The 12,559-nt window shown below is 35.9% G+C and carries 7 protein-coding genes; 3 read left to right on the top strand and 4 right to left on the bottom strand.

Annotated features, from left to right (window positions below; genetic code table 11):
* Nucleotides 1–60: 60 nt before the first annotated feature.
* Nucleotides 61–1,251 carry a porin gene (locus ES677_RS09970; RefSeq protein WP_148381155.1) on the bottom strand — a complete coding sequence of 397 codons (1,191 nt, stop codon included), beginning with the start codon at nucleotides 1,249–1,251 and terminating at the stop codon, nucleotides 61–63.
* Between the two features lie 397 nt (nucleotides 1,252–1,648).
* Here ES677_RS09970 and ES677_RS09965 point away from each other — a divergent pair, with 397 nt between their 5' ends.
* On the top strand, nucleotides 1,649–2,008 hold the full coding sequence (locus tag ES677_RS09965; RefSeq protein WP_148369517.1) for a toxin-antitoxin system YwqK family antitoxin: 360 nt from the start codon (nucleotides 1,649–1,651) through the stop codon (nucleotides 2,006–2,008).
* A 250-nt stretch (nucleotides 2,009–2,258) separates the two neighbouring features.
* Here the strand turns inward: ES677_RS09965 and ES677_RS09960 are convergent, their stop codons facing one another.
* Together ES677_RS09960 and ES677_RS09955 are read right to left on the bottom strand one after the other, a co-directional pair.
* Nucleotides 2,259–3,458: a multidrug transporter gene (locus ES677_RS09960; protein ID WP_148369516.1), complete on the bottom strand. Its 1,200-nt coding sequence runs from the start codon at nucleotides 3,456–3,458 to the stop codon at nucleotides 2,259–2,261.
* Nucleotides 3,459–3,495: 37 nt separating this feature from the next.
* On the bottom strand, nucleotides 3,496–6,339 hold the full coding sequence (locus ES677_RS09955; RefSeq protein ID WP_148381154.1) for a TonB-dependent receptor: 2,844 nt from the start codon (nucleotides 6,337–6,339) through the stop codon (nucleotides 3,496–3,498).
* A gap of 181 nt (nucleotides 6,340–6,520) precedes the next feature.
* Between ES677_RS09955 and dgt the strand changes: the two genes are divergently transcribed.
* Entirely contained in the window at nucleotides 6,521–7,861 is a 1,341-nt protein-coding gene (gene dgt, locus ES677_RS09950) for a dGTP triphosphohydrolase (protein WP_148369514.1), read from the top strand.
* Nucleotides 7,862–7,874: 13 nt separating this feature from the next.
* On the opposite strand, the gene ES677_RS09945 is transcribed toward dgt, so the two are convergent.
* Nucleotides 7,875–9,644 (bottom strand): 1-deoxy-D-xylulose-5-phosphate synthase, encoded by a 1,770-nt coding sequence (locus tag ES677_RS09945; RefSeq protein WP_148381186.1) that lies wholly within the window; start codon nucleotides 9,642–9,644, stop codon nucleotides 7,875–7,877.
* 147 nt (nucleotides 9,645–9,791) lie between these two features.
* Here ES677_RS09945 and ES677_RS09940 point away from each other — a divergent pair, with 147 nt between their 5' ends.
* On the top strand, nucleotides 9,792–12,512 hold the full coding sequence (locus tag ES677_RS09940; RefSeq protein ID WP_148369513.1) for a T9SS-dependent M36 family metallopeptidase: 2,721 nt from the start codon (nucleotides 9,792–9,794) through the stop codon (nucleotides 12,510–12,512).
* The last annotated feature ends 47 nt before the right edge of the window (nucleotides 12,513–12,559 follow it).

Below are 12,559 nucleotides of genomic sequence, written 5' to 3'. Positions count from 1 at the left end.
TAAAATCTTTTGCAAATATCTCTACTGTTTAGAATTATAATGTTACGTAAACGTTATGTTTTAAAAATGAATTTCAAACTGTAACCTATATAATATCTCACTGTTGCTATTTGCTATTTCTAAATAACTCAGATCGCTTTGAATCTTTAATTTATGTCCGTTAATATATTTTGAAACTCCAATTGTATATTGGTTTTCTGTATTTTCTGTTTTCACCACCTCGTCGAGATTTACAGTGGTATAACGCGCAGATATTTCCCAATTCTTGGGCAGCACATAGCCGGTTTGAAAGTTTAAAGCATCACCAACTTGCACGATATCCCCGGTAAAGGTATCGTCTTCATTCGTCGCAAATGGATCTTCTGATTTTCTATTAGCATATTCTGCCATAAACGAAAAGCCGCGATATTTAAACATCGCATCTATAAATAAAGTTGAAATATCGGTTTCGTACAAACCGATGTCGGTATCCATATAACGCCCTTGATTACCTCGTGTTTTAACAGCATTACTATTATAATCGTAAGCCACGGCAAGTGCTAGTTTCGGTGTTTTTTCCCGTTTAAGATCGGCGCCTACAATTTCTCCATTACTCTTAAAATCTCCAAACGGAAAGAGCTCTAAACGTCCCGTAAATTCTATTCCTCCTTGGTTTCCTGTTGTTACATTTCGGCCTTCACCTTGTGCTAAAGAAAAAGTTTCTTTTATTTTGAATTGTTCTGTAAGCTTAAAATGATGCAATAACTGAACTGAGAATTCGCGATCTAGAGTAAACACGCTATTTAATCGCGAACGATCGACTAGCTGAAGATTTGCAGATGAGACAATACGCTCTCTATTTCCTGGTAGTTTTGCTTGTCCGAATTGCAATTCAAAATTTTTGTAGAAATTCCATCTTACGTAGGCATCCAAAATATATCGTGGTGCATTGCTTGTATATTTTGATGCTCCAGCAATATCTCTATTGGATAAGCCTAGCTCTATCTTATATTGTAATTTTGGTGTTAAAGCATAACCTCCAAATTTTAAACGCGCTCTTCTAATTAAGACACTCAAAGTATTATCGCCTTGCTCTTCCCAATTAGAAGTTGCCAGAAATTGTGCTCGTGCGGCAATTTTCATCGTCCAAGAACTGTCCTGACCCACCAAGTTTAATAAGCCATTACCAAATTGTGGCGCATTCGTTTCTTGTGCATTTAAACGTAAAAAAGTAAAAATAAATAATGCAAGCAACGCATATTTAGAGGTCATAAATTGTTATTAGTTTTTGTCGGTACAAATAACCAACTCTAATGTTAACTTAATGTTTCTAAATAATTAATTTTAAAAAGTAATAAAAAGGGCTGCTTTTTTAAGGTAGCAGCCCTATTAGATCTCATAAATTTATAGTCGACAAAAACTAAATAACGTTTATGAGTACTAATCCAATAGACTTCTTGAGCCCTTACAAATATGCACATAACATTTAAACCTATGGTAATCTTAAGGTTATCTAATCATTAAACAAAATACCAGTTTTTACGCGACATCAACTACTTGATTTACAATGTTTTATAAAAACAATGTTAATTTAATGTTACGTAATTGTTTATTTTATGTAAATAATTGTTATATTTACGTAGTCGTCACGAATTTAATACTCTCTATTATGAAAAAAATATTAGTCTTCGCATTACTTTTATCTGTAACATTTACATCTGCTCAAAATGAAACTATACACCCTAAATTTGAAAAACAAGGGGATATCATTCTTGCTACTTATTACCATAATAATGGAGAGATTGCCCAAAAGGGTTATTTTAATAAAGCCAATAAATTGGAAGGTACTTGGGTTAGTTTTAACAACAAAGGAACTAAGCAATCTATAGGCCAATACACTAATGGAGTTAAAGTTGGTAAATGGTTATTTTGGAAAGAAAACAGTTTACGCGAAGTAGATTATAATAACAATGTTATTGCTAATGTAGGCGAATGGAAAAATAAAACACATCTTGCTATTGCCGATTAATTTTAAAATCATAGTTATAGCAGCGCAAGACCACTTATAAATTAAAAAAAGCATCCTTATCAGGATGCTTTTTTATGAGGTAATATTAAAGTAAAAACGTCTACTTAGAGGTCTTAAAACATTTAAATTGGTTAACTATCAAGACTCTTATAAAAAAGCGCAAACTTGTTTTTCTTGACTATCAATTTTTAAATGAGCACTCCTAAGTTAAAAGAGCGTTTGTAATGTAATGCCTACAAGTTATAAAAAATTATTCTACTGTCCAACCGGCTCCCCAAGTTGTATAATCTGTTCCTATTGCATTTCCATCACCAGTTAAGAAATCAGCATCTGTAAAGGTTTCTCCGGTATCGTTTTTAACGCTATCTAAAACATCTATAAAGGTTACGTTAGTAACTTTTAAATCACCATTTAACACACCTGTTCCTGTTGGATTGTCGCTATTTGCTCCAACATCTCCGTCTAGATCGAACCCTTCAGCATACCCTTCAATTAAGATATTATTAAAAAGGCCTTGAGTTCCTGCTCTTAAACGAATAGCTTCTCCACTCACTGTCGATCCTAAACCTATAATTGTAACATCGTTTACTGTTGGTTTAGACCAAAAAATCGGACTTGCATTATTTCCAACATCAGTATTATACCCGTCACACTCGAAGGCTTTATCGTGATCTAATCCGTGTTTAACGTAGGCGTTTGTAATGGTTCCGGAATAGCCTTCCGTCCAATCGATAGAATCATCTTGTGCATTAACTACAGAAATATAATCTGCATTTACGGTCCCTCCAAAAAATTCAACACCATCATCTTTACCTTCAAAAGCCTGGATATGAGAAACGACAGTACCATTACCAACACCGTAAAATGAAAAACCATTGTTCTCAGATTGTCCGTCGGCAGCTCCACCAGAATACTCCACACGAACATAGCGTAAAGATCCCGAATTATCGCTTGCCGTAGTTCCTCCGTAAGGTAAACTTGCAATTTCTGAAGTCGACGTCGCGTTTCCAGATACCGAATTTATCGGTGCTTTTCCTAATAAAATAAGACCTCCCCAATCTCCTGCTTGTGGATTTGCAGCGTTCGATGTAAATACTATCGGGCAATCGGCTGTTCCATTGGCAATAATTTGTGCGCCTTGAGAGATTGCAATATACACATTAGACCCTGCAGCAAGCGCTTCAATAGTCATACAAGACGGTATCGTTAACGTTGTACCTGTGGCCATAATTAAAGAACCATTTAGCGCATAAGTTACATTAGCATCTAAAGTTAAATCTGAAGTATAGGTCCCCGATAAGAACACCGTGTCTGGGTCTTGTGCTCCACCACTACCGGTGTTGTTTACTACACTATTATCGTTGAGTACAATATCCGAAGTATCGTCTGTTGAGCAAGAGGTCGTTAAAATACCTAAAAGTGCTAATCCTAATAAAAATTTGTTTTTCATCGTTTTAAATTTAATTTGAGTTAATATCGTTAGTTGTTTAAAATTTATAGTTAAGTTCTAATCCTAAATGCATTCCTTTTGTATAATCTGAAACATCTTTCCCGTTTGGAGAGGTCACAATGATATCCCCTTGATTGGTTTCTCTTATATATTGAACTTTAGGATTTAATATGTTTTTTATGGCAAGATTGATTTCGAAGTTAGCGGTCACTTTGTTTTTTAAAATGAAATCGAAAGTGGGGATGCCTTTTTCAATAACGTTTCCTAATTGTCCAGATCCTAAAGCATCTATGCGGTCTGAGAAGTAAGAGAACACTAAGTTGGCTGTTGGCTTATAATTACCAAACGTTGGTGAATAATTAATATCGGCATTTAAAATAATTGGCGAAGCCCCTTGTAAGGCTTCTTTCTCATTTCTAAAACTCACACTATAGGTTCCAGAAATCGTGTTGTATAAATCTTGCTCGGTGTGCATATATGTAACGTTTATACCACCAGATAAAAGAGCATCGTCGTTATTGTCTACAAGGATATTTTTTCTTAGTTCTGCTTCAAATCCTAGAATTCGTGCTTGATCTCCAGTTCTAAAATAACGCTGTGTTCCTGTAGCATCGAATGCGACAACTTGGTTAATAGGGTTATTAATTTCTTTATAGAAAGCACCTACCGAGAATAATTCGCTTTTAGAAATAAACCACTCATATTTAAGATCTAAGTTTAAAATTTTAGAATACGACACGTCTTTTACATTAACGTACGCTTGCCCAGATTTGGTTCCTAATAAATCCGGATTTCCACCAATTCTCTGTGATACCGACTCATAAACGAAAGGAGCAACTTCTTTAAATTCTGGAAGGGAAATAGTTTGACTCGCAGAAAAACGTAAATTCTGATCGTCGTTTAACTTATATTTTAAACTTATACTTGGCAATGCTATCGTTTCTGCAGATGAAATACTATCGTTTCCTCTAGATCCTAAGTTGATAACATCGTATGCCACTTTTTGCTTAATGTTTTCTAAACGCACTCCCGGAACGATTAATAGTTTTTCTGAAGCCTTAATTTCTGCATTTACATATCCCGCATAAATATCTAAGTTTCCTTTATAGGTGTTTTCCGGTAATCCCGGACGGTTTGTATTACTTAAACCTGGAACCGTATTTATAACTTTAATTTGATACAACCCTCCAGATTGCTGATTTACCATTAGGTTATTTAAAGATATATCTTGATTAATATTGCCTGCGTTACTAACAGGAATACTCGAACTTGAAAAATCGTAACCATATCTAATATTATCGAAAGAACGTTGTTTAGTTCTTCCGTTGTACCCGATATTTAATTTTATAGCATCATTTATATCGTATGCCAAATTGACCCTTCCGTTAAGCTCGTCGTCATCGATATTCTGAAAATAACGCTGGTTATCGAAAGCCACATTATTAAAGTAAGTAGCTTTAGTTGTTGGGTCGTTATCTAAAGCGAAATGATAATTTTCAATACTCACCCGCTTTCTGTCTGGCTCGTGCGCAAACACTTTATTATACCCGATTCCCCAAACTAAATCGAACCTATCAAAATTATGTTTTCCTACTAATTGATTCACATAAATCAAGTTTTGGCTAAACTGAACATTCATTTGATAAAACCCTTTATCTGTATTTAAATTAGCATCTCGATTTCTTCCTTTTCCATCAATTCCAAAATACCCCACGTTATCCGACGAGTTATTTATAAAGAGAGACGTATAACTTAAAGAGTTACTGTTATCAATTCTATAATTTAAATTAGCCATTGCCGTGGTGGTAGTGCCGTATTCAAACTCTTCGGCTTTTTCAAACGCTTTCTTTTCAACGTTTGTATAATCGATGTTAGATCCTTCTCTGTATTCGTAGCTATTATTAAAAAACACGGTTCCGTATAGGCTTAATTTGGAATCATTTTTAAAGGTGAACGATTTTCCAAAAGACGTCCCTATTGACGTATTAATTGGAGTTGAAGCTGTTATGGGATCTATTTGATGTGATAAAACCACGGCAAACGGGTTGTGATCATAACGATTATAAAATCCGAAATGCCCCGTGCCCTCACTCTTTTTAAAGGTTTCTCCAACAGCATTTGTATTAACACTAGAACCAACATACACCTCAAAAAAGCCATTGCCTTTGTAATCTTTTGAAGAGATATCGACATTTCCAGCAGCAAAATCACCATAAAATTTTGATGAATACGCCTTACTTATAGAAACGTTCTCTATAATGTCTGAAGAAAATAAATTTAAATCTATATTCTTTTTACTCACATCGTTTGATGGTAATGACAAGCCGTTTAGTGTTGTATTTAAATAACGATCTCCTAAACCACGAACATAGACATTACTCGATCCTTCCTGTTTAGAGACTCCCGAAATTTTAGAAATAGCACCAGCAGCATCGCTAACGCCTTTTCTCGATAATTCTTCAGCACCAATACTCTGTTTAATTTCTACTGCCTTTTTCTGGTCTAATAACAAAGCAACTTCACTTTCCCTTTTTGATGTCGTTTGAATAACCACCTCATCTAAAGCTGCTGCATTAGCACCCATTGGCACATTAATTTCTGTAACCTTTCCTGCGGCTACTTGCACCGGTATCTTTTGTGTTTCGTACCCTACAAAACTAAAAGCAACGGTGTACACCCCGGCTTCAATAGCTTCTAATTTAAAAAGGCCATCGAAATCTGACGAGGTCCCTTTAGTGGTATTATCGAGCATAATATTTACCATTGGTAGCGGCTCGTTATTATAATCTTTATCGGTAACTGTACCTATTATAGAACCTGTAGTTTGCGAGTACGCAAAGCTCGAAAGGAATAGTGTAATGACTAGTAAAAGTTGTTTCATCGTTTTTTGATTGTTTAACGCTGCAAAGAAACTAGCAGACTGTAAACTTTGAGTTAACTAGAGATTAAATGCCGTTCACTAAAAGGTTTCCTAAAGGTTACGCGGTTTTACTTCTAATTGTAATCTAGAAACATTGAGTTAACACAGAATTAATTATCTTGCGGCAACAAAAATTATACTTATGACTTGGGAAGAATTACTTTCTTTAAAACGCTTTGGAGACACCAATAAAAGACTAAGAAAAGAACAAGATGAAACCCGTTTAGGTTTCGAGGTCGATTACGACCGTATTATATTCTCTTCTGAATTTAGAAGTCTTCAAGACAAAACCCAAGTCGTCCCTTTATCTAAAACCGATTTTACACACACGCGGTTAACACACAGTTTAGAAGTTAGTGTTGTAGGCCGTTCTTTGGGGCGAAGTGTTGGAAAAAAAATACTAGAAAAACACCCACATTTACAGAGTGACTTAGGGTATCAAGCCAACGATTTTGGTGCTATTTTAGCTGCCGCTGCGTTGTCTCATGATATTGGGAATCCTCCTTTTGGGCACTCTGGAGAGAAAGCGATTGGCGAGTATTTTATTTCTGGACAAGGACAAAATTATAAAGCGGAGCTTACGGCAAAAGAATACGAAGATTTATGTAGTTTTGAAGGTAATGCTAACGGGTTTAAAATTTTAACACAAAGTCGTGAAGGTCGCGAGGGCGGATTGCGATTAAGCTACGCCACTCTAGGCGCTTTTACAAAATACCCTAAAGAATCGTTACCTAAAAAACCGACTCCACATATCGCCGATAAAAAATATGGTGTTTTCCAAAGTGAAACTGATGAATTCATAGCCGTTGCCGAAGAATTAGGATTAACAAACAGAAGCGAAACAGATATTAGTTATTCTCGCCATCCGTTAGCTTTTCTAGTAGAAGCAGCCGATGATATATGCTACACAATTATCGATTTTGAAGATGGTATCAACCTTGGTTTAATTCAAGAAGAATTTGCCTTAGAGTATTTAATTAAGTTAGTAAAAGACTCTATAAATTCAGAAAAGTATTACCAACTCACCAACACACACGATCGTATTAGTTACTTAAGAGCTTTAGCTATTGGGCGATTAATTAACGAAGCGGTAGAGATTTTTATGGATAATGAAGCGGCTATTTTAAGTGGTGATTTTGGATCTAGTTTATTAGATAAGAGTAAATACGATGCGCAGATTAACGATATTATAAAAATTAGTATTGATAATATTTACCAATCTACCGAAGTGGTTGATAAAGAAATTGCGGGCTACGAAATTATTAAAACACTTTTAGACACATATATTAATGCGGTAAATAACTGCTATAATAACACGGCGTCTAATTATGACAAATTAATTCTTAAAGGATTTCCTGAAACTATTAAAATGGATCAAGATAGTTTGTACGACCGACTAATAAGCGTATCGCATTATGTGTCATTACTATCGGATAGTCAAGCGATTTTAAGCTTTAAAAAAATTAAAGGGTTTAGCATCTAGAATTTTATTTATCCTACTTTAATTTTATAATAAAGGCTGCCAGACTTTTAACATCTAACTGTATATCTTCTTGTAATTCTAAAACGGTTCCGTGTTCTATAAAATAGTCGGGGATTCCTTTTAGGTACACATTGTTTTTATACTGATGTTTCGCTGCAAATTCTAAAATAGCACTTCCAAAGCCTCCGATAACCGAATTGTCTTCAACCGTTACAATAGTTTTATAACTGGTAAAGATGGAGTGCAATAGCTTTTCATCTAAAGGTTTTACAAAACGCATATCGTAATGGGAAATACCCTGAAGCGCTTCCGCGGAAGCGATAACAGATTCAATAACCGTAGCCATTGTTCCTATAGTTAGAACCGCAATATCTTTACCCCTTTTTAGAGGAGTTGCTTCACCAATTGTAATCGTTTCAAAAGGGTGTTGCCAATCTATAATGGTGCCGCGCCCTCGCGGATACCGAATGGCAATAGGATGTTTTAATCCCAATTGTGCGGTGAACATTATATTTCTAAGTTCGATTTCGTTTCTAGGCGCAAAAATAATTAGGTTAGGAATACAGCGTAAATAACATAAATCGAAAACGCCGTGGTGTGTTGCCCCATCTTCCCCCACCAAACCGGCACGATCTAAACAAAAAATAACAGGTAAATTTTGTATCGCGACATCATGAATAACCTGATCGTAAGCGCGTTGTAAAAAGGTTGAATAGATATTGCAAAACGGAAATAATCCTTGCGTTGCCATTCCTGCCGATAAAGTGACCGCATGCTGCTCGGCAATCCCCACATCGAAAGCACGATCAGGCATAACTTCCATCATATACTTCAGTGAGCTCCCTGTTGGCATTGCAGGCGTAATACCAATAATGTTTTTATTTTGTCTAGCCAATTCAACGATAGTAATACCAAAAACGTCTTGAAATTTTGGGGGTTGAACTGTTCCTGTTTTTTTATATAAATCACCTGTTACCGCATCAAACTTTCCTGGGGCGTGATAGGTCACTTGGTTTTCTTCCGCCTGGCGTAACCCCTTACCTTTGGTAGTAATTATGTGCAAAAACTTAGGGCCTTTTACGGTTTTTAAACGCTCTAATTCAACTATAAGTTCTGGAAGATTATGACCATCGATGGGCCCAGAATAATTAAAATTTAGAGCTTCAAAAATATTATCTTGTTTTTCGGTGCCTTTTTTAACATTGGTTAAATATTGTTTTAAGGCGCCAACACTGGGGTCTATTCCAATGGCGTTATCGTTTAAAATAACTAATAAATTGCAATCGGTAACCCCGGCGTGGTTTAAACCTTCGAATGCCATACCACTCGCAATCGATGCATCTCCTATAACGGCTATATGTTGCTTGTTGAAATCGCCTTTTATTTTTGATGCGATAGCCATTCCTAAAGCTGCAGAAATAGACGTTGACGAATGCCCAGCTCCAAAACTATCGAAGTCACTTTCACTGCGTTTAGGAAAACCACTTATACCTTTAAACTGTCTATTGGTATCGAAAACAGATCGTCGCCCTGTTAAAATTTTATGTCCATAAGCTTGGTGGCCAACATCCCAAATCACCTCATCGAGTGGCGTATTAAAAACATAATGCAAAGCTATTGTAAGTTCTACAACGCCTAAACTCGCTCCCAAATGCCCTTCCTTTGCTGCTACCGCCTCAATGATAAAACACCTTAAATCTCGAGCTAATAGCACTAATTCTGAGTGGCTTAAAGCTTTAATATCTGCGACAGATTGTATAGTATTTAAAAGAGGTGTTGTCATTTTAGGCATAATAATTAGGTAAAACTATTAAAACCAGTGTTAAATAGTGTGTCTTTCTCATAATAATTGATGTAAAATTATATTAATAGTAAGTTCCTCGTTATATTTACGACTTAATTTTAAGACATAACTAACATTTTATTAACAATGAAGAAAAAATACACTTTATCTTTTCTATTTTTAGCACTATTCCTTTTTGCTCAAAATGGGTTTTCTCAAACTGAGCTTTCCAAAAATGAATATGGCACTCTTATTCAAAATTGGTTAGAAAAAAACAAGGGTGATTATAATTTAACCCAAAACGATATTTCAGATTTACAAGTGAGCAATGCTTTCTTTTCTAAGAAAACAAAAATCAATCATGTTTACGTAAATCAAGCTTTTCAAGGTATTCCAGTTTTTAATGCTATCTCTAGTGTGTCTATAAAAGACAAAAGCGTGTTTTATTATGCAAACGCATTTCAATCTAACATTGCTGCAAAGATAAACACAATGACCCCTACAGTTTCTGCTCAAGAAGCAATTGTTTCGGCTGCTGCTGAATATAATTTAGGTGCTCTTGGAAATGTTAACGCCATAAACGCTTCTAATAACCAATATACTTTTTCTAAGGGAGATATTTCAGGAAGCGATATCCCTGTGAAATTAGTTTATCAAACGACTATTGAAGGAGACTTAAAACTAGCTTGGGATTTAAGCATTGAAGCTTTAAATGGTCAAAATTGGTATAGCGTACGTGTTGATGCTACGAATGGAGACATTCTTAATATGAACGATTGGGTAATCTCTTGTAACTTTGGAGAATTCGGTCATACAGACCACACAGGACATTCTAAAACTAGCAACGCTTTTAGTTTATTTAAAACTGAAGCGTCAATAGCAGCAGATGGTTCTCAATACAACGTATTTGCATTACCTACTGAAAGCCCAAGTCACGGTGCTATACAATTAATTACAGATCCGGCAGATCTTGATGCTTCTCCTTACGGATGGCACGATACCGATGGCGTTGATGGCTCTGAATATACAATTACAAGAGGTAATAATGTTTGGGCACAAGAAGACGTCAATGGAAACAATGCTTTTGGTGCATCTCCAGATGGAGGGCTAGCATTAGATTTTAACTTCCCTTTTAACCCTAACCAAGAACCTTTAGGATATCAAGATGTTTCCACGACAAACTTATTTTATATCAATAATGCGATGCATGATATTTGGTTTAAATATGGTTTTGATGAAGGTAGTGGTAACTTTCAACAAAATAATTATAGTAATACAGGCTTTGATAACGATCTCGTTATTGCACAGTCTCAAGATGGTTCTGGTTTAAATAACGCAAATTTCGCGACACCTGCAGATGGACAAAGTCCGAGAATGCAAATGTATTTATGGGCAGCTGGCACCTTAAGTACGCCATTAACAATTAATAGTGGTGGCACGTTAATTGGCGATGTATTGGCTGCTATTCCTTCTACAGGTAATAGTGGTGGTGCTACTGGTAACATTACTGGACCTTCTGCTACCCCTGTTACTGCAGATTTAGCTTTAGTAAACGATGGTAGTGCAGCACCTACAGAAGGATGTGCCCCTTTAACTAATGCTAGTGCGGTTGCAGGCAAAATTGCAGTTATCTTTAGAGGAGACTGTCCATTTACGCAAAAAATTCAAAATGCTCAAGATGCGGGTGCGGTAGGCGTTATTATGGTAAACCATAACAACCCAGATAACGAACCTAATTATCAAGAATATATAGTTATGTTTGGCTCGACAAACCCTCCTTTTACTATTCCTTCAATATCTGTTAATTATAACGATGGTATACAATTAATTAATGCCCTACAAAATGGCGCTGTTATTAATGGCACCATCGTAGAGAGTCCTAATTATCAGAAAGACGGAAGTTTAGATAATAGTATTGTGGCGCACGAATATGGCCACGGTATTTCTACTAGACTTACAGGTGGATCATTTAATTCTGGGTGTTTATCTAACAGTGAGCAAATGGGTGAAGGATGGTCTGACTGGTTCGCTTTAATGGTTACAATGAAATCAACAGATACTCCAGAAATGGGTAGAGGTATTGCGACTTATTCTAATAGTCAAGGTGTAAATGGTCCTGGAATTAGACCAGCAAAATACAGTACGGACTTAGGCATCAATAATTATACTTACGAAGCAACCAACGATGATACTGTTTTAGGAACCGATGGGAACGGCAATCAAGTTCATTGGAATGATGTTGTTCACAACATAGGCTTTTTATGGGGTACAATGTTATGGGATTTAACGTGGAAATATGTTGAAAAATATGGTTTTGATCCTGATATGTATAACGGAACTGGCGGTAACAATAAAGTAATGCAATTAGTGATAGACGGTTTAAAATTACAGCCTTGTGGTGTTGGTTTTGTACAAGGTAGAGACGCCTTATTGGCTGCAGATAGTGCTATGGGAGGTGAAGACCAATGTTTAATTTGGGACGTTTTTGCTGCTAGAGGATTAGGTGTTAACGCCTCTCAAGGTTCTGCTGATAGTATTAATGATCAAATTTCAGACTTTACTACGCCACCGGATACAGATCCTACTTTAGTAAATTGTACCACGTTAAGCGTCGATGGATTTACTGCAGAAAGCGCATTCTCTATCTACCCTAACCCGGCAGATAATGTAGTGTACATTAAAACTAAAAAGAATTTAGGAGATGTAACTATTAACTTAATAGATATTAACGGAAGAGTTGTATTGTCTAAAAAAGCGGCGTTAATTAACGAAGCGGAATTGAACATTAGCACTTTACAATCTGGAATGTACATTCTTAACATTACAGGAAACAACGTTAACATTAACAACAAGATTATTAAGAACTAATAATCGCGTTTAGATTTTATAAAAGGCAGCTAATTTCTTAGCTGCCT

It is taken from the genome of Bizionia gelidisalsuginis (assembly GCF_008086185.1).
GTDB classification, from domain to species: domain Bacteria; phylum Bacteroidota; class Bacteroidia; order Flavobacteriales; family Flavobacteriaceae; genus Bizionia; species Bizionia saleffrena.
The sequence above is the reverse complement of the archived record's forward strand: the minus strand, read 5'-3'. Positions and strand labels throughout refer to the sequence as shown.

Coding starts and splice junctions, on each gene's coding strand:
- ES677_RS09970 (WP_148381155.1), bottom strand. CDS start 1,251: ATGACCTCTAAATATGCGTTGCTTGCATTATTTATTTTTACTTTTTTA.
- ES677_RS09965 (WP_148369517.1), top strand. CDS start 1,649: ATGAAAAAAATATTAGTCTTCGCATTACTTTTATCTGTAACATTTACA.
- ES677_RS09960 (WP_148369516.1), bottom strand. CDS start 3,458: ATGAAAAACAAATTTTTATTAGGATTAGCACTTTTAGGTATTTTAACG.
- ES677_RS09955 (WP_148381154.1), bottom strand. CDS start 6,339: ATGAAACAACTTTTACTAGTCATTACACTATTCCTTTCGAGCTTTGCG.
- dgt (WP_148369514.1), top strand. CDS start 6,521: ATGACTTGGGAAGAATTACTTTCTTTAAAACGCTTTGGAGACACCAAT.
- ES677_RS09945 (WP_148381186.1), bottom strand. CDS start 9,644: ATGACAACACCTCTTTTAAATACTATACAATCTGTCGCAGATATTAAA.
- ES677_RS09940 (WP_148369513.1), top strand. CDS start 9,792: ATGAAGAAAAAATACACTTTATCTTTTCTATTTTTAGCACTATTCCTT.